The sequence below is a fragment of the Synechococcus sp. BIOS-E4-1 genome (assembly GCF_014279995.1).
Taxonomy (GTDB): Bacteria; Cyanobacteriota; Cyanobacteriia; order PCC-6307; family Cyanobiaceae; genus Synechococcus_C.
On record NZ_CP047935.1, the window covers coordinates 477638 to 504062 of the forward strand.

Here is a 26425-nt window from a genome sequence, read left to right on the forward strand (position 1 = left end):
GCCCTGAGCAATCGAGGCTTAAGGGCGGGCTTGGATCAGTAGCGGTAGTGGGCGAATGCCTTGTTGGCTTCTGCCATCTTGTGGGTTTCTTCCCGCTTGCGAACGGCACTGCCGGCTTCATTGGCAGCATCCATCAGTTCACCAGCAAGCTTCTGAGCCATGCTGCGACCGTTGCGAGCGCGGGAGAAACTGACAAGCCAGCGCAGAGCCATGGCTGTGCCGCGCTCCTGGCGCACTTCCATGGGCACCTGATAGGTGGCACCCCCGACGCGTCGTGCACGGACCTCCACAAGAGGAGTCGCGTTCTTCACGGCCGTCTCGAAAAGCTCGATGGGATCACCACCAGTGCGGTCGCCGATCAGGCTGAAGGCATCGGACAGGATGCGCTGTGCCGTGGACTTCTTGCCGTGCTTCATCAGCCGAGCCACAAGCATGGTGGCAAGTCGGTTGTTGAACTGGGGATCAGGGAGGACCGGGCGTTTGACGGCGGCGTTACGGCGTGACATGGACTGTCAGATGAAAAGGAACAGAAAGGGGTGAAGGGAATGGATGGAACGATCCTGAAGCTGGATCGTTGGCGATCATTCCTTCGGTGACTTGGCGCCGTACTTCGAACGGGACTGACGGCGGTCCTTGACCCCTGCGGTGTCAAGAGTTCCGCGAATGATGTGATACCGAACACCGGGGAGATCCTTGACTCGACCACCGCGGATCAGCACAACCGAGTGTTCCTGCAGGTTGTGGCCGATACCGCCGATATAGGCAGTGACCTCGAAACCGGAGGTGAGGCGCACACGGGCCACTTTGCGCAAAGCCGAATTGGGCTTCTTGGGCGTGGACGTGTACACACGGGTGCAAACACCACGGCGTTCGGGGCAGGCTTTCAGAGCTGGCGATTTGGTTTTCGCCTTTGTGCTCTGGCGCTCGGTCCGGATCAGTTGCTGAATGGTTGGCATCGACGGTCGCGTAGCGGCCGGAGATCCGACCTGTTCGACAATCCATCACAATACCGGTTCGACCTGCCTGAACTGATCACAGGCGGCTGAAAGCGCTGCCGCAGGCACAGCAACGCACTGCATCGTTGCTCAGGATCAGAAATCCACCGCCACTGATGTCGCTGCGGTAATCCAGCGTCAGCCCTTCCAGCAATGCGTGCTGGGCATCGGGAACATGCAGGGTGACTCCCTCTGATCTGGCAACCGGTGTTCCGCTCAGCTGGCCTGGCTGTAAACGAATGACATTCCGTTCACAGTGACCTGCCGTGAGATCCAGATGCATCACTCCTGGGGTGCCTGCAATTGCCGCCTGTCGCCCCAGTTCGGCGGCTGCAGTGGCGGTGATTTGCAGCGTGGCGCCCATGGAGCAAAGCTCAGGAGAGAAACCAGTTTGCCAGCCGTTGTTCAACGACCGTTCAACGACGAACCAGTCCCAGACCGTTCTGAACTCTGGGTGTCACACCGCGTCCGGTCATGACGGTTCGATTGGCGGCAAGCAGTGTGGTGGAGCTGCCACCGTCAAGATTGAGGGCGTCGAGCATTCCCAGCTGCTGAAGAGCCAGTGTCGTTTCCAGCAGCGTGGGATCAGTGCCTGTAGTGCCCTCGAGTGTCAACAGCCACACACGACTGCGGTCCTGGGCGACGACTGTACGTGGAGCTGAAAGGGACAGGAACCCGGCACTGAACCCTTCCTGGCGACCCCGCAGAACCACCTGACCATTTTTCAGCAGGAGTGGACCACCCGCCAGCACCTGAGGTTGCTCTCCAACGGGAGTGGAGGGCCGCAGACTGATACTGACCCGATCACCGGGTTGGGCGGGAAGCGGCGCTCCAGCGCGCGAAACGATCAGCGAGACTCCGGGTGTCAGAGCAACCCCCCGACTCAGTTCGGCGCGATCGTGCTGGCTAACGGTGACTCCTTCCCTCACAGTGATGGCCTTCTCCTCGCCGCTCAGGGCTTTGTAGACCGGACCCCATGCACGGGTGTAACGACTCAAGCCGCGCTGGACGTAGCCACTGTTGAGAAAACCCAGGCCCCAGCGACGTCCTCCGTTGACCTGCATGGACTGGTCCAGGCGCAGACGATTGAACAGAAGCCTGTTCCCTGCTGTCCAGCCGATTGCTCCGCGGTTGAGTATCGGTCCGGAAAGCCAGGTCCCATCGACACGAAGGGCGCCCAGGGGAAGCTGACGAACCCGATTGAAGAATCCCCCATTGACGGCCAGCAAAGCCTGTTCAGGCTGGGCCAGTTGGCTCAGAAATCGAATCCCGGTTTGTGCTCCTCGAGCGGCCAGTGGTCGAAGCTGGAGAGATTGGCTGTTGAAAGGAACGCCTGCCCTGTAAATCTTCACCGGCTTGACCCCTACACGAAGCGTGCGGGTGTCCAGCACCAGTCCGTTGCCACTTTCCGCCTGGATCTCTGGATTGAGCAGAGCTGACCGCAACGCATTCCCTGTGGAACGGGCTCGGGTGGCGCGCGAGCTGCTCAACCCATCGATCACAAGCCGCCAGGGTGATGCAAGCGTGAGCGTCGGACGATCGGCACTGCCCTGGAGTCGCAGACCCTGCCTTTCGCGCTTGGTTTTCAAGCCGATCTCACGCAAACGGGCTTCCTGGGCTGCTGTGATCGAAACCCCGAGTAACAGGTCATCGTTCTGACGTTGAAGTAGTGCCGGACCGCTGAGATCGAGCACCAGCCGCCCTGCTGTGCTGCCGCGCCCCTGACGCAGATTCTGGACTCTGGGAGCTTGCAGTGAGATTGAGAGGACTCCGTTTCGACGGCTGGTCGAAACATTCAATGCCTTTAACCAAGGTGCTGCGTCAACCGCCACCTCATCGTCGAGGGAGCGCTTGGTCAGAGCCTTTAAAGGGACGCTTTGACCGAACCACTCCAGTGCCTCCCCCGCCTCAGTGGCCACCCGCTGGAAGCCGAGTCGTCCGATCAGCAGATCCAGTGGAATCCAGAGCTGCTCCGGTGAGCGTTGGTCGTTTCCGACCCACTGCCAGGCCCCCTTGGATAGGAAGCCTCCAACCTTGACTTCGGTACCGCTGTACCGACCGGCTGTGCGCACTTCGGCAACCGGGACTGGAGGAGGAGGCGGCAAGAACATGCGTAGACGCTAGCCGGGGTGGCCAATCCTTAGGATCGAATTTGCTCCGTGCTGGATGTTGAATCCAGAGCGGCGTCAGCCCGACTCTTATCCAGGTCATGACTCACCTCACCGGCGCCTCCTGGCCTTACAGCGACAGCGCTGCGCCCCAGGCGGTAGCTGGTGAGAAGGATGCCTGTGGAGTGGGATTCCTGGCCCAGATGCAGGGGCAACCCAGCCATTGGGTTCTGGAGCAGGCCCTGCGTGGCCTTGGCTGCATGGAACACCGCGGTGGCTGTGGCGGTGACGCTGACTCCGGAGATGGTGCAGGCGTTTTGTGTGAAATTCCATGGGCTTATCTCAGGGCGATCTGGCCTGAAGCTGCTGATGCCCGAGGGCTCGGAATGATGTTCCTGCCCACAGATGCTGAACGACGTCAGCAGGCTCGCCAGTTTTTTGACGAGGAAGCCGCTGCGCTTGGCATGCAGTTCGCCGGATGGCGCGAGGTGCCTGTCGATTCGGCAGTGCTTGGGCCCATGGCTCGTGAAACGGCTCCGGTCATTGAGCAGTGGCTCGTCAAGGGGGAGGCTGAAGGCGATGCCTTCGAGGCGCTGCTGCTGCGTCTCAGGCGTCGCGTTGGTGCCAGAGCCAGAGAAGCATGGGGGTTTGAGGGATCACGCGACTTCTATGTCGCTTCGATGAGCAGTCGAACCGTCGTCTACAAGGGCATGGTTCGTTCGGAAGTGCTCGCGCAGTACTACGCAGACCTGCGTGATTCCCGCTTTGAGGTGAGCTTCGCGGTGTATCACCGGCGCTTCAGCACCAATACCCTTCCTCGCTGGCCGCTGGCTCAGCCGATGCGGTTGTTGGGGCACAACGGTGAGATCAACACTCTGCTGGGCAATCTCAACTGGGCCAAGGCATCTGAAGCCAGCCTCGCTGGAGTTTGGGGAGACGCCGCGGACGATCTCAACCCCGTGGTCAATCCCGCTTTTAGTGATTCAGCCAACCTCGACGCCACGCTCGAGCTGATGGTGCGCAGTGGTCGTTCCGTCACTGACAGCCTGATCACCCTTGTCCCTGAAGCATTCCGCAACCAGCCAGACCTCGATAGCCGTCCTGATGTGACGGCCATGTATGAATTCAACGCTGGCATCCAGGAGCCCTGGGACGGCCCTGCCCTGCTGGTGTTCGCCGACGGTAAACGTGTCGGAGCCACCCTGGATCGCAACGGCCTGCGTCCAGCGCGCTGGTGCTCCACAGAGGATGGCTTCGTGATCATGGGATCCGAGACTGGCGTCGTGGATCTCAGCGGCAAGACCGTGGTCCAGAAAGGTCGGCTCGGTCCCGGTCAGATGCTGGCGGTTGATCTGCAGACCGGCCAGCTCCTCGACAACTGGTTGGTGAAAGAAGACGCCGCTGGTCGTTTCCCCTACGGCGATTGGCTGAAGCAACATCGCCGCAACGTGGGGCCGCAACCCTGGACCCAGTCTCAGCAGGTCGGAGAACTCGACCTGCTGAGACTGCAGACCGCCATGGGCTTCACCGCCGAGGATTTTGACCTGATCATCGGAGACATGGCTTCCCTTGGGAAGGAGCCCACCTTCTGCATGGGTGATGACATCCCACTGGCGGTGCTGTCTGACAAGCCTCATCTGCTCTACGACTACTTCAAGCAGCGCTTCGCTCAGGTCACCAATCCGCCGATCGATCCCCTGCGGGAACAACTGGTGATGAGCCTTGAGATGCATCTGGGTGAGCGTCGTCCGGCGTTGAAGCCCCAGGCGGACGCCGCTTCGGTGATTCACCTCGATACCCCGGTTCTCAATGAGGCTGAGTTGGAAAAGATCAGCCAGCAAGGTCTTCCCGTTCAGTTCCTGTCCACGCAGGTGGCGGTTGAATCCTGCACCGGTGGATTCCGAACCGTCCTTGATGCCCTGTGTCAGGCGGCAGAGCAAGCCGTGCACGCTGGGGCCCAGGTTCTGGTGCTCTCCGACCGCTTCGATGCCAATGCTGAATCCACACCACTGACTGCCACCACGGTGGCGATGCCAGCGCTTCTCGCCGTTGGCTCCGTCCACCACCATTTGCTGCGCCGCAAGTTGCGGCTGCGCTGCTCAATCGTGGTGGACACCGCTCAGTGTTGGAGCACCCATCACATGGCCTGCCTGATCGGCTATGGCGCCAGTGCCGTTTGTCCATGGTTGACCTGGGAGACCACCCGCCACTGGCTTCAACACCCCAAAACAAGAAAACGCATCGAGCAGGGAAAGCTTCCCGACCTCAGTGCTGATCAGGTTCAGGCCAATGTGCGCATCTCTCTGGAAAACGGTCTCAGAAAAATTCTTTCCAAGATCGGCATTTCGCTGCTGGCGAGTTACCACGGTGCTCAGATTTTCGAGGCGATCGGGCTGGGTGCCGACGTGATCGAGACCGCCTTCAGTGGCACGACCAGCCGGGTTGCCGGCATGACTCTTGCGGAACTGGCAAACGAAACACTCTCGATGCATGCCAAGGCTTTCCCCGAGCTGAATCGCAGCAAGCTCGAGTTCATGGGCTTCGTTCAATACCGCAACGGTGCGGAGTACCACCGCAACAATCCTGAACTCTCCAAGGCCTTGCACAAGGCTCTGGCCCAGGGTCCCGGCTATGACCATTTCTCCACCTACAAGACGTTGCTGGAGAACCGTCCGGTGATGGCGCTGCGTGACCTGCTGGAGTTCAAGGTCGCCTCGACGCCCTTGCCCCTGGATCAGGTGGAAAGCGTTGAAAGCATCTGCACCCGTTTCTGTACCGGTGGCATGAGCCTTGGCGCTCTCTCTCGTGAAGCCCACGAGGTTCTGGCTGTGGCCATGAACCGCATCGGCGGTAAGAGCAACAGCGGTGAGGGTGGTGAGGATCCTGCCCGCTTTCAGGTGCTCACTGATGTGGATGACGACGGCAGATCCATCGCCTTCCCCAGCATCGGCGGGCTTCAGAACGGCGATACCGCCTGCTCTGCGATCAAGCAGATCGCCTCAGGCCGCTTCGGTGTGACGGCTGAATATTTGAGGAGCGGTAAACAGCTGGAAATCAAAGTGGCCCAGGGGGCCAAGCCAGGAGAGGGAGGACAGCTTCCAGGCCCGAAGGTGGACAAATACATCGCCTGGCTTCGCAACAGCAAGCCTGGAGTCGCTTTGATTTCACCGCCACCGCATCACGACATTTATTCGATCGAGGATCTGGCCCAACTGATCCATGACCTGCATCAGGTGCATCCTTCGGCGCCGGTCAGCGTCAAGCTGGTTGCTGAGATCGGCATTGGCACTATCGCTGCCGGTGTGGCCAAAGCCAACGCGGACGTGATCCAGATCTCTGGCCATGACGGAGGCACAGGAGCTTCCCCGCTGAGTTCGATCAAGCACGCTGGCGGTCCATGGGAACTGGGCCTCACCGAGGTGCATCGCGCTTTGCTCGAAAACGGCCTTCGCGAAAGAGTTCTGCTCAGAGCCGATGGCGGTCTCAAGACCGGCTGGGATGTGGTGATTGCTGCGCTGCTCGGTGCTGAGGAATATGGCTTCGGTTCGATCGCCATGATCGCCGAAGGCTGCGTGATGGCTCGCGTCTGTCACCTCAACAGCTGCCCGGTTGGTGTGGCGACGCAGAAGGAGAACCTGCGTCAGCGCTTCACCGGAGTTCCTGAGCACGTCGTGAATTTTTTCTGGTATGTCGCCGAAGAGGTCCGTCAGCTGATGAGTCTGCTTGGTCTGGCTCGACTGGAGGATCTCATTGGTCGCAGCGACCTGCTGAAGCCAAGGGGTGTGTCTCTGGCCAAAACCAAGTGCGTGGATCTCTCCAGCCTGCTGGCACCGATCAGTGGTTCGGAAGATCGCTCATGGCTGATTCACAGTGCCGAAGCCCATGGCAATGGGCCGATTCTCGAAGACCAGCTGCTGGCTGATCCCGAGCTGATGGCTGCCATTGAGAGTCAGCGATCCATTCGTCGCACAGTGGAGATCATCAACACCGACCGGAGCGTTTGTGCACGTCTGGCCGGCGAGATTGCCCAGCGCTACGGCAATCGTGGCTTTCTGGGCCAGCTCGATCTCACCTTCCGCGGAGCTGCCGGCCAGAGCTTCGGTGCTTTTCTGGTTCAGGGTATGAATGTGCGCCTTGAAGGCGAAGCCAACGACTATGTCGGTAAGGGCATGAACAGCGGTCGCATCACGCTTGTGCCGTCTGATTCCACAGCGAATCCCGGTGAGCAGGTGATTCTCGGGAACACCTGTCTGTATGGAGCAACCGGTGGTGAGCTGTTCGCTCATGGGCGCGCCGGGGAGCGCTTCGGTGTGCGCAACAGCGGAGCCCGCACTGTTGTTGAGGGCGCTGGCGACCACTGCTGTGAATACATGACCGGTGGCGTAGTGGTGGTGCTCGGCAGCACCGGACGCAATGTGGGCGCCGGGATGACCGGCGGCGTCACATTCCTTCTGGATGAAGGCGACCGGGTCACTCCACGTGTGAACCCGGAGATCGTTGAGGTGTGCCCGGTCAGCACATCTGAGCAGGAGTCCACGCTCAAGGAGCTGCTCGAGCTTCATGTCGCTGCTACCGGCAGTGAGAAGGCTGTGGCTCTTCTGTCTGACTGGTCCGCCGCAAGAAGCCGTTTCAAGGTTCTGGTTCCGCCCAGCGAACGTGCTGCCATGGGGCTGGCCGATAAGCAGGCGGTTGCGGCCTGATCGAGCTCTCGCACCGTGCCCTGGTTCATCAAGACCGAAACGTTCACTCAAGAGACGGCCGCCCTGCCCATTGAGCAAAAGCGGCCTCACCTCGAGGCTCATCGCCGATGGGTGATGTCCCAGTGCGACTGTGGACGTCGTATCCACAGTGGATATCTGGTGGATGGCGAGAAGCGGCCCGGCGGCGGTGGACTGTTGATCTTTGAAGCCTGCAGCTTCGAGGACGCCTGCCGCTGGGTGCAGGCCGACCCGATGATTCAGTCCGGACTGGTGACCTGGCAGTTGCAGGAATGGATTCAGATCGGCGGTGATCAGCTCTGAATCATCAGCGTGGGTGGCTGATCATCAGGCGCTGCACTTCACCGGCGTGATAGCTGCTGCGCGTCAGTGGACTGCTCACCACCTGCAGACAACCCATCTCGTCTTCCCCAATGCGCCGATAGCTGTCGAACTGTTCCGGAGTCACGAAGCGGTTCACCGGTAAGTGTCTCGGGCCTGGAGAGAGGTACTGGCCAATGGTGACAATGTCGACACGGTGGTCGCGCAGGTCGCGCAGCACCCCGATCACCTCCTCATCGTTTTCGCCGAGACCCACCATCAGACCTGATTTGCTGTATGACCTGGGCCATCCATCCCTGACCCTTTTCAGCAGTGTCAGAGAACGTTCGTAATTGCCCTGAGGTCTGGCTCTTCTGTAGAGCCTTGGCACCGTCTCAATGTTGTGGTTGAGCACATGCGGGGCAGCGTCCATCACCGTTGCTAGTGCATCCCAGTTCCCACAGAGGTCGGGGATCAGCAGTTCGATCGTGGTGAAGGGGGAGCGTTGTTTCACCTGTTCGATGCAGGCAACGAACTGACTGGCTCCGCCATCGCTGAGGTCATCACGGTTTACCGAGGTGATCACCACATGCTTCAGCTTCAACCTTGACACCGCTTCACCAAGACGCTCCGGTTCGGTGGGATCCAGCGCTCGAACGCTCTTGTCGAAGTCAATGTCGCAGTAGGGACAGGCTCGCGTGCAGCCCGGACCCATGATCAGAAATGTGGCCGTTCCCCCGGCGAAGCATTCACCGATGTTTGGACAGCTCGCTTCCTGGCAGACCGTGTTGAGCTTGAGGTCAAGAAGCAGGTCGGCAACAGCTCCGATGCGTTCCCGCTGAGGGGCTTTGACGCGTAACCAGTCAGGTTTCAGAACTGAGGTCATCTTCTACAGTCGGGCCATCGGGATGTGGCGCAGCTTGGTAGCGCACTTCGTTCGGGACGAAGGGGCCGCAGGTTCGAATCCTGTCATCCCGACTGCACTAAGTCGTCATCAGCTCAGAGCGGCACCTGGGTAACCCCTGGGGGTCACCATGCGGCCGTCCTGAACGCGGCTGCTGCTGTTTCCTATTACCAGCACCGTAAGCATGTCCACGTCTTCAGGCCGCAGGTTGCCCAGGTTGTTGATGCTCACTTGCTCATCGCTGCGACCGAGCTGGCGAGCCATCACCACAGGGGTGGTCAGTGGACGAGCGCAGAGCAGAATCTCGATGGCCTTTGCCAACTGCCAGTCACGTTCTCTGGACCGTGGGTTGTAGAGCGCCACCACAAAATCTCCGGCGGCAGCTGCCTCGATGCGTCGTTCGATCACCTCCCAGGGTGTGAGGCGGTCGCTGAGAGAGATGGTGCAGAAGTCATGCATCAGTGGTGCCCCTGCCCTGGCGGCAGCCAGCTGCAGTGCGGAGAGACCGGGATGCACTTGAAACTGAGGACGTTCTGTCTGAGGCAGGTCCAGCCAAAGCTCCAGCGCCAGCCCTGCCATGCCATAGATGCCGCTGTCTCCCGAGGAGATCAGAGCAACACGGGTGCCCTGGCGGGCCAGATTCAGTGCCCGCAAGCAGCGATCCCGTTCCCGGGTGAGTTGCCCGTCTAAGCGGACCTGATCACAGCGACGCAGCGGTTCAAGCAGATCCAGGTAAAGGCCATATCCCACCCAGATGATGCAGCGGCTGAGCGCTTCGCGGGCATCGGCCGTGAGCAGTTGCAGTGACCCGGGCCCACTGCCGATCAGATGCAGTTCTCCTTTCCTGGGTGCGAGGGCGTGGGCAGCCTCTGCGATCGCCACCGTCACGGCGCCCTTCTCGCCGCCCTCGGCATGGAAGATCTGTTTGGCCTGCAAGAGCTGTGCTCCTTCTCCTGAGGCCAGCAGTGCTGAGGCTTCCGCAACCGATGCTGTGCCCATCTCCGCTTTCACCACTTCCGATGGTGTGGGCACGGCAACATCGGCGAGGGCAGTCGCGCCGAACAGCCGCAGAGGCCAACCACGCTGCTCAGAGAGTTGCAGCAAGGCCGGCTCGTCACCCTTGGCTTCAATGCTGCTGATGCCTGCCACGGCCTCCTTGGCCATTCCTGCGGATTCAAGAGAACAATCCACGGCTCTTTCAATCAGTTCAAGGCTGCTCAAGCGTTCGCAGCCGATGCCGATCCAGATCGTGGCTGGGTGCCAGCGGCACGGAGCCCCATCGGTGCGCGGTCCGATGGCGAGCCCCAATCCATGCTCGCTTTCTGCGGCAACTCCGAAGCCCTGCCCGGCGGCACTCCTCCGCCAGAGGTCTGATCCTGTCTGTTGAAGAACATTGATCTGATGTCCAGAGGCCTGGGAGAGCATGAGCTCATGCCAGTCATTCGGCGTGCCGCCACGCACCCATCCCCAGCCTTCACCGAAGGCGTCGAGAGCCAGTCGCTGCTGGCTCGCTCCATCACCGGTCAGCACGACCTGCCCCCCCAGTGCAGCTGCCAGCGCATGGGCAAGCTGTTCAGCTCCTGCCGCATGACCACCAATCAGGGGCACGATGTTCTGACCGTGTGCATCCATCACAACCACGGCTGGGTCGTTCTGCTTGTCGCTCAGCAAAGGAGCGATCAGGCGTGTGACTGCACCCAAGGCTCCGACCACGATCGTGGGCCCTCCACGCAGCCATTGGTCAGTGAGAAGTTGCGCAGCCGGTGCGACCAGCAAGTCGCTGGGAGGAGTCTGCAGTGCTGCGGCCGCCAGCGGTGTCAGTCCCACCCGATCAGCCTGGCCGGTCTGTCGCAGCTGCTGAAGCAGGGGCCAGGCACTCACTGACAGTCCCAATGCAAGTGAGGCTCCCATCGGCTGGATGGTGGTGGTGTTGACAGCGTTCAGGGCAAGCGGCCTCAGTGAATCAGCGCTGGGTGCCATCCTCGTTCACCAGCTCCCTGGCTGATCCTCCAAGGCTGCTGGTGATCCGCAGCTTTTCTGGTTCGGCTGCCGGTTCGGTCTTCCGGATCTCTGCTTCGGGAACAGCCTTTTCGGCTTTGCTGGTCTCCAGCGGCTCTTCTGCTTCAGCCTCTGCCCGATCAGGCACCACAGGCAGCTCATCGTCAGCTTTGATTGCCGCAGAGGAGTCGATCTGATGCTGGCTTGGATCAAGCATCAAGTCCGCAGCGCCGTCTGCGTCTGTATCCATGGTTTGTCCAACAATTGTTTGTCCATCAACGGTTTGTCCCTCTGCTGTCTGGATCTCCGCTGAAGGGTCGTCCTGAATGGACGCTTCAGGTTCAGAGTCAGTGTCGAGCGCAGTCTGTGGCGGTATTGCTTCTTCCTCAGGTGACTGTTCTGTTGCAGGACTGGCGACGCCGAGCAGGCGTGCCATCTGTTCATCGCTGAGCCTCGAGTGCATCCAGATCGGACGGGTGCCGGGGAGCGCCACCGTGGCACGCAGTTGATTGTTGAAGACCGGTGTGATCGGATCACCAAGACCATCAAGCAGTTCCATCTGCACGCTGCCGTTTCTATTGCCCGCAGCTTTCAGCCAAAGGGCCTCCTGGCGATCAACAAGAAAACTGTCGCCATCCACGCTGATCCTCAGCCTCCAGCGGCCATCACCCTCCCGCAGGTTCTGCAGCGGGGCGTTCCAGATCAGCCAGTCGATCAGCAGGGGATCACCGCTGCTGAGTTCGGCGGGGCTGACCACTGCAAGCCAGGGAGCATCCTGATCCGGCTGCGTTCCTGAAAGCTTCTGCAAGAGATTCAGTCGCCACTGAAGGCTGGCCCCCTGAGATTTCACAGCTTCACCCCAGGGCATGGCGGCGTAGGCCGTCAATCGATGACTCCCCGGGCTGAGAGCAGGAAGCGTGATCTGAATTTGATCATTGTCGGCGTGGCTGAAACGCAGTGGTGGACCGTCGTCGATCTGGACTGCCACATGCGCACCAAGCCCCAGTTGTGGATCCATGGCCAGCGGCCAATCCTCGATCCGTAACGAGAGCTGCACCTCCCCGTTCTTCAGCACACTGCCATCCGAGGGGCTGATCAGTTCAATACGGGGGGTATGGCTGCTCAGGGCTGCTTGTAGCTGCTGCACAGCACCTGGGGGACTGACTTCCTGAAGTCGCCCGGAAGGAGAAGAAACACTGATGATCTCTGCAGAGCGTTCTCCATTGACTGAGCCGTCTGCTCCCCAGGGCCAGGCCTGCGCGGCTGCGGCGGGGAGCACCATGATCCAAAGGACAAGCAGAGCCTGAAGCCAGTGATGAAAGTGGTCCGTCCGGCCTGATGCCGCCATGGGGCAAAGCTTGAGTCGACCCATTCTGGGCACCGATCGAAGCGGCGCACTATTGGGAATGGTTTGCATTAAATAGATCGCTATCTGCGGCTTGTTTGTGTTGCACAACGTGCCTAATCGGGAGCATCTCGCTGATGCTCGGGCTGAAGTAGACCCCTGGCCTGGACAGGCCCGCGGCCGGATTGAACCTTTGTAACTCCCTGTCGTGTGATGCCCGCTCCCCCTCCTATGCTTTCGCCAGCGGTCCCCTCTTTGGGGCTCTAGCTCCAGTGAGAGACAGAGGTCTACTCTGAATACCACTGGCGCCCGGTCGCGGTGAGGCTTTGCTGAACCGCGACCGGGGCCCCGGCAGTCCACAAGATTTCCGGAGGGGTGTCCCACCACCTCGATCCCGTCCCTCGAGGAACGACTCGATGACCATCAGCCCACCAGAGCGTGGGAGCACCGCGAAGACTCAGGTCGAAAAGGTCGACAATCCAGCGACCTTCGAACTGTTCGGTAAGCCCGGACATTTCGACCGAGCCCTCGCGAAAGGTCCCAAAACCACTACCTGGGTTTGGAATCTCCACGCCAACGCTCACGATTTCGACAGCCACACGAGTGACCTTGAGGAGGTTTCTCGGAAGATCTTTAGTGCTCACTTCGGCCATCTGGCCGTGATCTTCATCTGGCTGAGTGGTGCCTTTTTCCACGGCGCCCACTTCTCCAACTTTTCCGGCTGGCTCGCCGATCCCACCCATGTGAAGCCAAGCGCTCAGGTGGTTTGGCCGATCTTTGGCCAGGAAATCCTCAACGGCGATATGGGTGCCGGCTTCCAAGGCATCCAGATCACCTCCGGTCTCTTCCATGTCTGGAGAGCCTGGGGCATCACCAATGAGACGCAGTTGATGTCTCTGGCCATTGGCGCTCTGGTGATGGCCGGCCTGATGCTGAATGCAGGGGTTTTTCACTACCACAAGGCAGCTCCGAAGCTTGAGTGGTTCCAGAACGTTGAGTCGATGCTCAACCACCACTTGGCTGGTCTGCTCGGCCTGGGCTCACTCTCCTGGACCGGTCACCTGCTGCATGTCTCCCTGCCCACCACGAAGTTGATGGATGCCATCGATGCCGGCCAGCCGCTGGTGTTGAACGGCAAGACCATTGCTTCCATGGCGGATATTCCTCTTCCCCACGAATTCCTCAATCAGGATTTGTTGGCTCAGCTCTATCCGGGATTCGGTGCCGGCGTCGGTGCGTTTTTCAATGGCAACTGGGCTGCATACAGCGATTTCCTCACCTTCAAGGGTGGGATTAATCCTGTGACCGGAAGCATGTGGATGACCGATATCGCTCATCACCACCTGGCCATCGCGGTGCTGTTCATCGTGGCCGGTCACATGTACCGGACCAACTGGGGAATCGGGCACTCCATCAAGGAGATTCTCGAGGGCCAGAAAGGCGATCCTCTGCTTTTCCCTGCAACGAAGGGCCATGACGGCCTGTTCGAGTTCATGATCAACAGCTGGCATGCCCAGCTGGCTCTGAACCTTGCAATGCTCGGCTCCCTGAGCATCATCGTTGCCCAGCACATGTACGCGATGCCTCCTTATCCGTACATGTCGATTGACTATCCGACTCAGATCGGTCTGTTCACCCATCACATGTGGATTGGTGGCTTCCTGATCGTCGGTGCTTCAGCGCATGCCGCCATAGCGATGATTCGCGATTACGACCCTGCCAAGCACGTTGACAACGTTCTTGACCGGGTGCTCAAGGCCCGTGACGCTCTGATCAGCCACCTCAACTGGGTGTGCATCTGGCTTGGCTTCCACAGCTTCGGCCTGTACATCCATAACGACACCATGCGTGCTCTGGGTCGCCCCCAGGACATGTTCAGCGATTCGGCGATTCAGCTCAGACCTGTTTTCGCACAGTGGATTCAGAGTCTGCACGCTGCAGCTGCCGGCAGCACCGCACCCAACGCTCTCGCTGGCGTCAGTGAAGTGTTCAACGGTTCGGTCGTGGCCGTTGGCGGCAAGGTTGCAGCTGCTCCGATTCCTCTGGGCACGGCGGACTTCATGGTCCACCACATTCACGCCTTCACGATTCACGTGACGGTGTTGATCCTGCTCAAGGGTGTTCTCTATGCCCGTAATTCCCGCCTGATTCCAGACAAAGCCAACCTCGGTTTCCGCTTCTCCTGCGATGGCCCTGGTCGCGGCGGCACCTGTCAGGTGTCTGCTTGGGACCATGTCTTCCTGGGTCTGTTCTGGATGTACAACTCCCTGTCGGTTGTCATTTTCCACTTCTCCTGGAAAATGCAGAGCGATGTCTGGGGTGCCGTGAGGCCTGATGGTTCAGTCCAATACCTCACCAACGGCAATTTCGCCAACAGCGCCATCACCATCAACGGTTGGTTGCGTGATTTCCTGTGGGCTCAGGCCGTTCAGGTGATCAACAGCTACGGCTCCAACACAGCTGGCTACGGAATCATGTTCCTTGGTGGTCACTTCATCTGGGCCTTCAGCCTGATGTTCCTCTTCAGTGGCCGCGGCTACTGGCAGGAGCTGATTGAGTCCATCGTCTGGGCTCACAACAAGCTGAAGGTGGCTCCTGGCATCCAGCCTCGTGCTCTGTCCATCATCCAGGGCCGTGCTGTCGGTGTTGCTCACTATCTGCTGGGCGGCATCACAGTCACGTGGTCCTTCTTCCATGCCCACATCCTTGTGGTGGGCGGCTGACCTTTCCTGAACTTTCCCTCTAATGGCAACGAAATTTCCTTCGTTCAGCCAGGGTCTGGCACAGGACCCGACAACCCGCCGCATCTGGTACGGGATCGCCACGGCTCACGACTTCGAGAGCCATGACGGAATGACGGAGGAGAGGCTTTACCAAAAGCTCTTCTCCACCCATTTCGGGCATCTCGCAATCATCGGTCTCTGGGTTTCGGGAAACCTGTTCCATATCGCCTGGCAGGGCAACTTTGAACAGTGGGTCGCCGACCCTCTGCACGTGAAGCCCATTGCTCACGCAATCTGGGATCCCCATTTCGGTCAAGGCGCCATTACCGCCTTCACCCAAGCGGGAGCCACATCGCCAGTGAACATCGCCTACTCAGGCCTGTACCACTGGTTCTACACAATCGGCATGACGAAGAACGCCGAGCTGTATCAGGGATCCATCTTCATGATGATCCTGTCGGCCTGGGCATTGTTCGCCGGTTGGCTGCACCTGCAGCCCAAGTTCCGCCCGTCACTTGCATGGTTCAAAAATGCTGAGTCACGTCTGAACCATCACCTGGCAGTCCTCTTCGGTTTCAGCTCCATCGCCTGGACAGGTCACCTGGTGCACGTGGCGATTCCTGAATCCAGGGGTCAGCACGTCGGGTGGGACAACTTCCTGAGCGTGATGCCTCACCCCGCCGGTCTTGGACCTTTCTTCACCGGCAACTGGGGTGTGTATGCACAGAATCCTGATTCCGCGGGTCAAATCTTCGGTACGGCCGAAGGCTCTGGAACTGCGATTCTCACCTTCCTCGGTGGCTTCCATCCTCAGACAGAAGCTCTCTGGCTCACTGACATCGCCCATCACCACCTGGCGATTGGTTGCCTGTTTGTGATCGCTGGTCACATGTACAGGACCAACTTCGGTATCGGACACTCCATCAAGGAGATCCTCGAAGCTCATAACCCTCCCAAGGGCACTCCCGGTGATCTCGGCGCTGGCCACAAGGGTCTTTACGACACCTTGAACAACAGCCTGCACATGCAGCTCGGCCTTGCTCTTGCTTCCCTGGGTGTGGTCACCTCCCTGGTGGCACAACACATGTATGCGATGCCGTCGTATGCCTTCATCGCCAAGGCCTATACGACACAGGCTGCTCTATACACGCACCACCAGTACATCGCCATCTTCCTGATGTGCGGTGCCTTTGCTCACGGAGCGATCTTCTTCATCCGTGACTACGACCCCGAAGCCAACAAGGACAATGTCCTGGCCAGGATGCTGGAGCACAAGGAAGCGATCATCAGCCACCTGAGCTGGATCACCCTCTTCCTTGGCTTCCATACGCTTGGTCTCTACGTTCACAACGATGTTGTTGTGGCGTTCGGAACACCTGAGAAGCAGATTCTGGTTGAGCCCGTCTTTGCCCAGTTCGTTCAAGCCGCTTCCGGTAAGGCGATCTACGGTTTCGACGTTCTTCTCTCCAATTCCGCTGGTGCTGCAGCCAATGCCAACGCTGCCTACATGGGTGGCTGGATGGATGCCATCAACGGCAACACCGACGTGTTCTTGCCGATCGGTCCTGGTGACTTCATGGTTCACCACGCCATCGCTCTGGGTCTGCACACCACCACTCTGATCCTGGTCAAAGGCGCGCTGGATGCTCGTGGCTCCAAGCTGATGCCTGACAAAAAGGACTTCGGTTACTCCTTCCCCTGTGACGGCCCTGGCCGAGGCGGTACTTGTGACATCTCTGCCTGGGACGCCTTCTATCTGGCCGTCTTCTGGGCCCTGAACACAATCGGTTGGGTCACCTTCTACTGGCATTGGAAGCACCTGGCCATCTGGCAGGGCAACGTCGCTCAGTTCAATGAGTCCAGCACCTACCTGATGGGCTGGTTCCGTGACTACCTGTGGCTGAATTCCTCCCAGCTGATCAACGGTTACAACCCCTTCGGCAGCAACAACCTCGCCGTCTGGGCCTGGATGTTCCTGTTCGGCCACCTCGTCTGGGCGACTGGATTCATGTTCCTGATCTCCTGGCGTGGTTACTGGCAGGAGCTGATCGAGACCATCGTCTGGGCTCATCAGCGCACACCGCTCGCCAACCTTGTTGGCTGGCGCGACAAGCCAGTGGCTCTGTCCATCGTTCAGGCTCGTGTTGTGGGTCTCGCCCACTTCACGATCGGCTACATCCTCACGTATGCAGCCTTCCTGATCGCATCGACATCCGGCAAGTTCGGCTGATCAATCCTGATTGCCCTGACCACAGGGCAAGATTTCAATTACCCCTGTCCAGTACATCTGGCGGGGGTTTTTTGTTGGCTGAAGCTGAATGGTGCAGAACAATTCAGCCGTTCATCAGCCGCTAAAAAGAATGTCCAGCGTCCGCAGATAGGTGTGCAGTCCTGCGTCCTGAATCGGCAGCACATAGGCATCCTCACCTGACTCGTTGTGGTGCGAATGCCAGTAGCCCGGTGGGGTCACGAATGCGGCACCAGCTGTCCAGTCTTCCCTGTGTGGGTTTCGGATTCTTCCCTGATCATCGAGCTCAGTGCCAATCAGGGTGTAGCAACCTGGCCTGCAATCCACGGCGAAATCCAGGGCGATCGATTGGTGGCGATGGGGCTTCTGTTCCTGCCCCGCGGGAAGAATGCCGAGCATGGCCCAAAGGGTGTGGCTCACCGTTCTTGTTTGGGGAAACGCAGAGTTGCCCAGCAGCACGCTGACCCGGTTGGCACGGGCGCCGCTGGGGCTGGCTGCGATCTCAGCCAGTCGCCCCTGGCTGTCGCGATGGCTGTAAAACGTTGGCTTAAAACGGGCTTCATTGGGAGTCACACCCAGAAAACGCAGCAGTGGCGCGTCGTGCACCCAGTAGAGAGACGCTTTGCCAGAGCAGCTGTGAATGGCGTCTCCTCCGGCGGGCAGAACGAGCATGTCGCCCTTCGTCCACTGGAAGTGTTCTCCGCAGGCTTCAGTGTCACCTTGGCCATCGGCCACGAAGAACAACTGGCTTGTTGCCACAGCGGCAGTGCGCAGTCCGTCGCCATCCAGTCGGATGAAGTTGGCGCATAACGATGGGCCGCTGGCAGGTCCACTGCACTGCAGTTCATCGCTCAGATCCAGAGGCATCACAGCACTGCCGCTCTGGGAAAAGAAAGCCGGGGAAAAGGAGCGATAGGGAACGGCGCCGGTCAGTCCGCTGCGGATTGGGTTGGCCGCTTCGCCGTAGGAGAAATACTGAGCCTGGGACGATGACGCTTGGCGATTCGTTGCGCTGCTCAGCATGCCGTGACGTCTCAGCGCTTAAAGGAGCACACACCTTACAAATCGCTGGACCCTGACTTCGTATGCAAAGCGTCATTGTTTCGACCGATCTCAGTCACGTTTTGACCCTGCCGTTCGTGTCTACTGGTCCATCACCGATTGGTTGAGTCCTTGATGTCGCTTCCTTCCCTGCCCCCCAAACTGGAGCTCGTGGTGCTGCTGGTTGGCGTCGCGGCCGGTTACAACCTCACCATGCAGATCCTGCCAAGAGAGCGAATCGACCTGGCTCAGCTTGAGGCGGAGGAACGTACCCAGAGGCCTGCGGTTTTTCCTGCACCCCTTCGATCGCCTCAATTAAATGCGACTCAGCAGACCGTCCCTGTTCAGTCTGTAGAGAAGAGGTCTATGTTTGCCTCCGGCGAGTCCTGTGCGATTCCTCCAGGTGGAGGTCCTGCACTCAACCAACGCTTCGAGCCTTGTTGAACGAAAGCACTTAGTTCGGCCATAGCCCTGCAGTTAGCAGGCTGTTGAGCATGCGCTCCGACCGTTCATTGCCGAGCAGTGCCATCCCCATGCCGCTGAGACCGTTGAAGAAACCTGGGAGTGTGAGGTTTCCCTCGGGTGTCCCGAGGCAGATCAAATCGGGTGGGTCTTGCCCCACCCTGTTCAGCACATCCGTTTCGATGGCCTTGATGCTTTGTTGGCAATGCTCACTTAAGGCTGTGGGGATCGGCCAGGGACCTGACAGAAGCATTCGCATGATGGCAATGAGACCTAAGGATCCACAGCACAGATGGTCCGCATGGGTGAGTTGACTCTGAGCGGTGTTTCTGATTGCTGTGTGTAGCTCGTTCTCGCAGTCCTCATCCCACAGAGGTGTTCCCCAGAGGCAGGCTCGGCCCAGAGCAATCCCGGGAGCTCCATGGCACCAGGTGCTGGTACAGACCTGCTTGGGCTGACCGGTTTGGTCGGTTTGGTCCCGGCGCAGGTCGAGCCAGTTCCCTTGGTCAGGCACGAAGTGCCGTCGCTCATAGCCCAGTGCACGGCATGCCGCGTCCAGCAGTCGGGTGTCACCGTTGTGAGCGTGCAACCGAGTTAGTGATGCCGCAATTCCAGCAGTTCCATGGGAGAAGCCGAGCATGCCCGGCCGCATCGGTATATCCCTCCAGCTGCCATCAGGATCCTGCGCTTCCAACAGTCGCTCACCGCAGACGCTGGCCAGTCCCAGGCTCTGATCACTCTGGATGGCGAGCAAGGGGCCGATTAGGCCGGCGACACCTCCAATTAGATCAAACTGACGATCGCGCCTGAGGTAGTCCGCGCGAGCTTCGCTCATGAGTCCATCGAGGATCCGCGTCGCGTTGCTTTGACCCTGTTCACCCATCAGTTGCAGAGCTAGGAGCATCCCACCGCAGCCCATCAGCCCTTTGGCCTGATCACGCCACCAGCGCAAACGACCATCCCGACGATTCTGGTCACAGAGCGTTTGCAACGGTTTGAGCACTGCTCGTTCAAAAGAGTTCTCCTGGCCGTCGCCTCGCCAGGCTCGCAGCAGACAGCCGATGCCGATCGAACCGCCGTACAGCTCGGATCCCACGGGACCGAAGGTGAAGCCTTCACCATCCTCACCAATGTTCATCCCCAGCCACTCGGAGCTGCCGTCTGGATCGGTGATGGCGCTGTTTTTTAATTGCTCAATGAGCCGTTCCACCGCTGCTTCTTGAGTCAGGCTTGGGCTTTGATCCGATAGCGATTTGGATGTGTCTCCCGCCGTGATCAGCTGCGATTCGCTGAATTCAGGTGTTTGTTCTCCCAGGAAGCGGGCTTCGCAGGCGCCTCGGATCAACTTCAGCTGAAACTCCAGTTCCTGCTCTTCCATCTGCTTGAGCCGAATCCGTGCCGCATTGAGTCCACTGGTGCGGATGAACCCCTGTAGTTCGGATCCCTGTTGATCCAGGATCAGATCACAGCTATCGATGCGATGCTCGAAGTAGGGAACATCCAGTTGTTCCAGCTGGCGCACCTCCGCGGCAAAGATTGGCCAGTGCTGAGGAACCTGGTCGGCGAGCAGGAAACTTCTGGCCAGTTGTTCCTGCTTCATGGCCTGCTGAATCGGTGAGCGCAAGGCATCGGCTTGAAGCTGCTGGCGGAGGATCGTGGCGTAAACAGCCGTGGCTCGCAGCACGATTCGACGAGGCAGTCCGGTGAAACGTTGCAGAATCCCATCGTTTTGCAGCCATCGTTTTCGGCACTCGATCACGACATGCCACTGATCAGTGAAGCCTTGAGTGAAGACATCCAGATGACGCGTGAAAGGATTGCGTTCTCCTATCCCCACCGGGAGACTTGTCGGCAACGTTGCTGGACGCATTAGTTGTCCTGGCATCATTCCGTCACTATTGAGCTCGACCCAGCCGGGCACCATGTGCTCCGCTGTTATGGGAGGAGTGGCCCCGAGCGCACTGATGTCTTGAGCACCATCACCGGTGAAGATCCAGCGTGGTAGTACACCTGTTCGGAGTACTGAATCGGCGATGCGATGCCTCAGGCTGCCGCGCTCGATCTGGGGCTCGCTGCGTGCTTCAGCAATGTGGTTTGGCAGCTCCGGTTCAAACAGTGTTTCGGTATCGATCAGCAGCAGCTGATCGCCTTCGGCGATCAGATTCTCCTCATGGCAATCGGTGCAGCCAAGCAAATGGAGCATGGCCGTTATCCGGCCAGCATTGTGGTAAAAGCGATTCAGTTCATCGGGCGTGCGGCAGAGACGGTGCTGCACCGCTTCCATCCAGCCATAGTTCTCACGACATAGCAGTTGGAGCGTACGTAGAGGCGGGAGCTTGCTGTGTTGGTTGAGGTCAGCCAGAGCCTCCTGCCAGGTGGCATCCAGGCGAAGATCCTTGGGCTTGTAAATCAGATGTTGCTCAGATGTTTCGTCGCCAAAGCTCAGCCGGATGACGCCGCGCCCTCCCCGGTGGGGATCGCTGAGTCCGGCCCTCAACCGGCTCAGTGGTGCCCCAATGCTGATTCCGAAGCGATTGGCAAGATCAGGTCGGTCGCCTTGAAGCCGGTTCAGCATTTCAAGAATGTTGGTTGGCCAGCGTTCAAGCAGATCGGCAAGGAGCTTTCCGAATACTGGATGCTGCTGCAGCAAAGACTTCAGTCCGTCTTGGCGTAAGTCCTGGATGAAACTCTGGTAGTACTCGCGCACTGGACCGTGCTGGCCGCTGCCGTCTGGGCCAAGCTGTGCAAGAAGCATGGTTCCCGACCGACGTCCTTCCATGAACGGCTTCCAGAGCAGTTGCTCTCCGAGAAAAGACAGTCGGGCAATAAGGTTCCGCTCGAGATCGGCCCATGCGCTGTCTTGCAGGATCAGCTGAGGAAGAGTGCTTGATACCTGCTGACGCAGGTCGCTCATTATGAGCAGAGCGGCCGGATGCCAGAGGTCAACGAAGGGAAAGGCAAGTTGATGGAGTTGATCTCCCTCTAACAGGGGCTGATCCCAGCACTGTTGGAGTGATTTCTGGAGCCGTTTCAGTCGTTCAGTCCAGAGTGGGTGACAGGTGGAGGGGGACTCGCAGCTTTGGATCTGTGCGGCAATTCGTTCAGTCGCTAGACGATCCCATTGCAAACGCCGCTCGAGTTTGTGCGGTTCCTCCGGGCCCAGGGCTGCTTGCCAACTCATCCTGAGAGATTCAGGCAAGTCCTTCAAGTTGATGGTCGACGCGTTGCCATCAATTTCTCGGCATTCTTCAAGCAGAGTGTGGAAAGAAAGGCCTGGATCAGGATCCTTCCAATCAGTTGAGGCATCTGTCATCTCTCTAGGTTGATCAGCCCTGAGAATGCTGTCAATTTGTTGTTGTTAACAACAACTGGGATATTGCTCGTAAATGTACGTTGCATGAAAAGCCGTGTGATGTTCTGTGTTGGCCGGGCGGTTACCAGAATCGTTCGCGGGGTTGCGCATTCCGCTGCCATCGAGGGCTTCCAGTCCATGCTCCTCAAGTCTTGAGGTGTTGAGGTCTTGCAACTCCTGTTCTGTGGTTGCGAAGCCAGCTGTTGCTGCAAGCCTCGCAATCGCTGCATCGGTTGCATCATCGATCTTGGTTGGAATGTCTTGGCTACATGCGGCTTGAATTAAGAATTCTTCTCGTTGATCAATAATCCTGAGAGAATTTAAGCCTTTTTGTGAACATCAGCTGTTTGCTGCATGACGCTTGCATGTTGTCATTGTTCTTTTCACGTGGGCTGTTGGGGATGCAACCATGTCGCAAAAAAAATTGAATTGTATTTTTTCTGTATCCTTGCTTTTTGTATTCAAAGCTTGGAAAGCCGATGTTACATTAAGCCAATCATGTGGCTACGTTGTTGAATGATTAACATCGGCCGGTATCTTATTGCTTTATTGATCGGCGGTCGCCGTTTGGCGCGTCACCCGCCACAGCCAGACCAGCATGCACACTTGGTATAGCAGGTTGTGTGGTACTTGGTGTAATCATCACCAGCACCGCCAGCCAAAGCTTCCAATTCTTTCTCGCTCAGATTGGAAGCATTCAGATCCCTTAATTCCTTCTCTGTGATTGTGAAGCCTGCGGCAGCTGCCAATGAGATGATCTCTGCGTCGCTGGCATTTTGGATCTTGGACCGCAACGTTGCGTCTGAGGCGACCTTGGCCTTAAAGCCTTCGATTTGGCTGCTCATTTTGGAGAAGTTGTATCGATGAACCTTTAATTCTTAGCTGAGATGGCCGTGAGATTGTTCATAACTCTGGGTTTTTTAAGGGATGAAGCCATTGACCTGAGACGCATTGATGAGGCCTTGAATCCGGTCACGCCGCCTTTCAGCCATCCAGTTCAAGGATCGCAGGACCGACGCCTCTCCAGCGTTTGAACAGCAGATAGGTGGCCGGCACGATGAACAGCGAGAGCAGCGTTGACACCAGCAGTCCGCTGAAGACAACGGTGCCGATGCTGATGCGGCTGGCGGAACCTGTTCCGGTGGCAAGCAGCAATGGCAGAAATCCCGCCAGCGATGTCACCGCTGTCAGCAGAATCGGCCTCATTCTGTTGATCGCCGCTTCCTCGATGGCATCGATCAGGGCGGTGCCCTGGGCAAGCCGTTGGTTGGCGAATTCAACAATCAGGATTCCATTCTTTGCGGCCAGGCTGACCAGCACCAGCAAGCCCATCTGGGCGAAGACGTCGAGCGTGAGACTGCGCAGCTTCAGGCCGATCAAGGCTCCCAGCAGTGCCATCGGCACTGTGAGCAGGATGATCAGCGGATCCACAAAGCTTTCATAGAGGCCCGCCAGCAACAGATACACCACCGTGACGCCAAGGCCGAACAGCACCCAGGTCACGGATTCCGCTCGGGTCTCCTCTCTGGCAAGACCGGTGAAGGCCAGGCCCAGGTTGTTGCCTCCGGTCCGATCACTGATCGCCTGAAGGAGATCGATGGCCTGGCCACTGCTGAACCCATCTGAAGGGATGGCCGTGATGCTGATCGATCGCTTCTGGTTGTAATGGGTGATTCGATTCGCTCCTGAATCACGTTTCAGTTGCGCAACGTTCGCCAATGAGACCAGGTCGCCGCTGCGGTTGCGCACCATCAGGCTCGTGAGATCTCCAGGCTTGCTGCGGTCAGTTCCCTCAAGCTGGATGTAGATGCTGCGGATTTCCCCCCCTGAGAAGGTGTCATCGATGAAACGGCCTCCAATGGCGGTTCCGATGTCCCTGAGAGTCGGACCCACCGGTAGGTCCAGCGCTGCCATCTGGCTGCGGTCAAGCTCCAGTCTCCAGCGCGGTGAGTTTGCATCGAAGCGCGTGCTCACGCGCTGGAACTGCCTGGAGTTCTGAGCAGCCAGGATGAACTGCTGGGCCTGATTCTCGAAATCCTGCAGGCTGAGCTGGCCGCCACTGCGATCCAGCAGTTCCATCTGCAGGCCTGATTCGCTGCTGAAACCCTGCACCGTGGGCGGCGTGGTCACAATCACCTGGGCGTCGGTGATGCGTCGTCTCAGTTCGCTGTTCAGACGCTGCTTCACGGCTTGACTGCTGTTCTGCCGCCCTGGGCGTTCTTTCAGGGGTGAGAGGCGTAGATAGAAAGACCCGGTGTCCTCGCCGCTCTGTCCGAATGAGCTTCCGGCATAAAAATTGCCGCTGCGGATCAGGGGCTCTTCAGCGACGACCTCGCGGATGCGTTCCATCACAGCCTCGGTACGTTCCAGGCTTGCCCCTTCCGGCAGCGTGAAATAACCGCGCACCTGCCCCTGATCTTCGTCGGGGATGAAGGAGGTGGGGATCGTCGCCAGACCAATGCCGGTGAGCATCAGTCCTGCCAGCACCAGCGCGATCACGGTTCTACCCCGTGCCAGCCAGACCGCCAGCATCCTTGCGTAAAGACGTTGCAACCGGGCCATGCCCGCACGCAGACTTCGACTGATCAATCTGAACGGTGCTGGCAATCGTCCGTCGCCTTTTCCCAGCACACGGGCGCAGGCCATCGGAGTGAACGTGAGGGCATTGAACGTTGAGAACAGAATTGCGCCGCTGATGGCCAGTGCAATCGGTTGATACAGGCGGCCGATGGAGCCAGGGATCAGCAGAACAGGCAGAAAGACAGCAGCCAGAACCAGAGATGTGGCTAAAACTGCGCCCGCAAGCTCTGCCATCGCATCTTCCGCAGCCCCCTGTGGCTCTTCGCCCCGTTCGATCCGGCCTGCGATGTCTTCGCTGACAACGATGGCATCGTCGACAACGATGCCCGTGGCCAGCACGAGGCCGAACAGGATCAGGCTGTTGAGATTCGACCCGCTCAGGCGCACCACCACCAGACTGCCGATCAACGCCACAGGCACCGCCAGGCCAGGAATCAAGGCCAGACGCCAGCGTCCCAGAAACAGCACCAGCACCACCAGCACCAGCAGCACCGCGTCCCGGAGGGTGTCTCTGGTGCGATCGAGATTGGCCTGGACGTTTTCGGCCACATCAAAGATCATCTGCACGTCCAACCCAGGGGGAAAGCTGCTTTCCAGGCTTTTCAGCCTCTCCCGAACCGCACGACTGACCTCCAGAGCGTTCGATCCATCCCGCTGGAAGATGCCGACAGCCACTGAGCTTTCGCCCTGAAGATTGAGCGCGCTGCTGCCGTAGTTGCGTTGGCCCAGCTCAACGCGACCTACATCCTTCAGACGAACCAGGCCTCCGTTGCTGGTGCGTTTCACCACCATGGCTTCAAAGTCGGCCTTGCTGCGCAGACGCCCTTCGGCATCCACCGGCAGGCTGAACAGCTGTCCCGCCGGAGCCGGCGCCTCGCCCAGGTTTCCCACTGCGGCAAGAACGTTCTGCTCTGCCAGAGCGGCGGTGATGTCGTTGGTGGACAGACTGAATTGCTCCAGGAGACTCGGATCCAGCCAGAGGCGGTAGGCGAGCTCGCTACTGCCGAACACACGGATGTCGCCAACCCCAGGCGTGGTTCGCAGGCCTTCACTGAGGCGTTGGTCGAGCCAGCCACCGATGAAGATCGGCTCATACATCCCGGGAGGAGCGCTGAAGCCGAGGATCAGCAGCAGGTCATTGCTGGAGCGGTTCACATTCAGCCCCTGTCTGGTGACTGACTGGGGCAGTCGACGGCTGGCCAGGTTGACTTCGTTCTGAACCTTGATCGCGTTGAGCTCTGGATCGCCTGACTCGAAGCGCAGGCTGAGGCTGGCTCCGCCCTGCCTGCTGCTGGAGGTCATGCTCTCCAGGCCATCCAGGCCACTGAGCTGTTTTTCCAGCACTGATGTGACGCTTTGCTCCACCACTTCAGGGCCTGCGGCAGGAAAACTGGCGCTCACGCTCACGCGGGTGGGTGCCAGTTGAGGCAGGTCTTCAAGGCCGAGGCCCACCAGAGACACCACCCCAGCCAACAGCACCAACAAGCTGCAGACGATGGTGAAGACGGGCCGTCTCAGAAATGGCTGGGAGATGGACCGCAAGTCGGCGACCGCTCAGCAAGGGCCCAGATCCTGGCAGCAGAAAGCCCCGAATGAGTCATTGATGACGTCATCCAGGGCATCTTCAACAGTGATCTGAAACTGCCTCGTT

The 26425-nt window shown here is 59.0% G+C and carries 16 protein-coding genes and 1 tRNA gene; 6 read left to right on the forward strand and 11 right to left on the reverse strand.

The annotated features are described in order from the left end of the window. Nucleotides 1-35 precede the first annotated feature (35 nt). The 4 genes from rpsG to SynBIOSE41_RS02145 all read right to left on the reverse strand — a co-directional run bounded on the left by rpsG (nt 36) and on the right by SynBIOSE41_RS02145 (nt 3106). Nucleotides 36-506 carry a 30S ribosomal protein S7 gene (gene rpsG / locus SynBIOSE41_RS02130; protein ID WP_066904590.1) on the reverse strand — a complete coding sequence of 157 codons (471 nt, stop codon included), beginning with the start codon at nt 504-506 and terminating at the stop codon, nt 36-38. A gap of 75 nt (nt 507-581) precedes the next feature. Continuing rightward, complete coding sequence (gene rpsL / locus SynBIOSE41_RS02135; protein WP_186539454.1) at nt 582-956, reverse strand: 30S ribosomal protein S12; 375 nt, start codon at nt 954-956, stop codon at nt 582-584. A gap of 76 nt (nt 957-1032) precedes the next feature. Next, a complete protein-coding gene (locus tag SynBIOSE41_RS02140; RefSeq protein WP_066904576.1) occupies nt 1033-1359 on the reverse strand; it encodes an AIR synthase in 327 nt (108 codons plus the stop codon). Nucleotides 1360-1411: 52 nt separating this feature from the next. Further along, entirely contained in the window at nt 1412-3106 is a 1695-nt protein-coding gene (locus SynBIOSE41_RS02145; RefSeq protein ID WP_186539455.1) for a phosphodiester glycosidase family protein, read from the reverse strand. 98 nt (nt 3107-3204) lie between these two features. Between SynBIOSE41_RS02145 and gltB the strand changes: the two genes are divergently transcribed. Then, complete coding sequence (gene gltB, locus SynBIOSE41_RS02150) at nt 3205-7803, forward strand: glutamate synthase large subunit (protein ID WP_186539456.1); 4599 nt, start codon at nt 3205-3207, stop codon at nt 7801-7803. 15 nt (nt 7804-7818) lie between these two features. Continuing rightward, nucleotides 7819-8124: a YciI family protein gene (locus tag SynBIOSE41_RS02155; RefSeq protein WP_186539457.1), complete on the forward strand. Its 306-nt coding sequence runs from the start codon at nt 7819-7821 to the stop codon at nt 8122-8124. 4 nt (nt 8125-8128) lie between these two features. On the opposite strand, the gene lipA is transcribed toward SynBIOSE41_RS02155, so the two are convergent. Beyond that, nucleotides 8129-9007 (reverse strand): lipoyl synthase, encoded by an 879-nt coding sequence (lipA, locus tag SynBIOSE41_RS02160; RefSeq protein ID WP_186539458.1) that lies wholly within the window; start codon nt 9005-9007, stop codon nt 8129-8131. 18 nt (nt 9008-9025) lie between these two features. Here lipA and SynBIOSE41_RS02165 point away from each other — a divergent pair. Then, a tRNA-Pro gene (locus SynBIOSE41_RS02165) sits at nt 9026-9099 on the forward strand. A 16-nt stretch (nt 9100-9115) separates the two neighbouring features. Here SynBIOSE41_RS02165 and cobJ read toward each other — a convergent pair. Together cobJ and SynBIOSE41_RS02175 are read right to left on the reverse strand one after the other, a co-directional pair. Continuing rightward, nucleotides 9116-10936 (reverse strand): precorrin-3B C(17)-methyltransferase, encoded by a 1821-nt coding sequence (gene cobJ, locus SynBIOSE41_RS02170; RefSeq protein WP_186540696.1) that lies wholly within the window; start codon nt 10934-10936, stop codon nt 9116-9118. Nucleotides 10937-10988: 52 nt separating this feature from the next. Continuing rightward, nucleotides 10989-12395 (reverse strand): hypothetical protein, encoded by a 1407-nt coding sequence (locus SynBIOSE41_RS02175; protein ID WP_255475907.1) that lies wholly within the window; start codon nt 12393-12395, stop codon nt 10989-10991. Nucleotides 12396-12784: 389 nt separating this feature from the next. Here SynBIOSE41_RS02175 and psaA point away from each other — a divergent pair, with 389 nt between their 5' ends. Then, nucleotides 12785-15091, forward strand: coding sequence for a photosystem I core protein PsaA (gene psaA, locus SynBIOSE41_RS02180; RefSeq protein WP_186539459.1), 2307 nt, complete (start codon nt 12785-12787; stop codon nt 15089-15091). A 22-nt stretch (nt 15092-15113) separates the two neighbouring features. Beyond that, entirely contained in the window at nt 15114-17321 is a 2208-nt protein-coding gene (gene psaB, locus SynBIOSE41_RS02185) for a photosystem I core protein PsaB (protein ID WP_067095224.1), read from the forward strand. Between the two features lie 114 nt (nt 17322-17435). Here psaB and SynBIOSE41_RS02190 read toward each other — a convergent pair whose 3' ends face one another. Beyond that, nucleotides 17436-18362 carry a cupin gene (locus tag SynBIOSE41_RS02190; protein ID WP_186539460.1) on the reverse strand — a complete coding sequence of 309 codons (927 nt, stop codon included), beginning with the start codon at nt 18360-18362 and terminating at the stop codon, nt 17436-17438. 153 nt (nt 18363-18515) lie between these two features. Between SynBIOSE41_RS02190 and SynBIOSE41_RS02195 the strand changes: the two genes are divergently transcribed. Then, complete coding sequence (locus SynBIOSE41_RS02195) at nt 18516-18824, forward strand: hypothetical protein (protein WP_186539461.1); 309 nt, start codon at nt 18516-18518, stop codon at nt 18822-18824. Between the two features lie 10 nt (nt 18825-18834). Here SynBIOSE41_RS02195 and SynBIOSE41_RS02200 read toward each other — a convergent pair whose 3' ends face one another. The 3 genes from SynBIOSE41_RS02200 to SynBIOSE41_RS02210 all read right to left on the reverse strand — a co-directional run bounded on the left by SynBIOSE41_RS02200 (nt 18835) and on the right by SynBIOSE41_RS02210 (nt 26316). Then, nucleotides 18835-22155: a type 2 lanthipeptide synthetase LanM family protein gene (locus tag SynBIOSE41_RS02200; RefSeq protein WP_186539462.1), complete on the reverse strand. Its 3321-nt coding sequence runs from the start codon at nt 22153-22155 to the stop codon at nt 18835-18837. A gap of 614 nt (nt 22156-22769) precedes the next feature. Then, entirely contained in the window at nt 22770-23039 is a 270-nt protein-coding gene (locus tag SynBIOSE41_RS18280; protein WP_186539463.1) for a Nif11-like leader peptide family RiPP precursor, read from the reverse strand. 139 nt (nt 23040-23178) lie between these two features. Continuing rightward, on the reverse strand, nt 23179-26316 hold the full coding sequence (locus SynBIOSE41_RS02210) for an efflux RND transporter permease subunit (RefSeq protein WP_186539464.1): 3138 nt from the start codon (nt 26314-26316) through the stop codon (nt 23179-23181). Between the last annotated feature and the right edge of the window lie 109 nt (nt 26317-26425).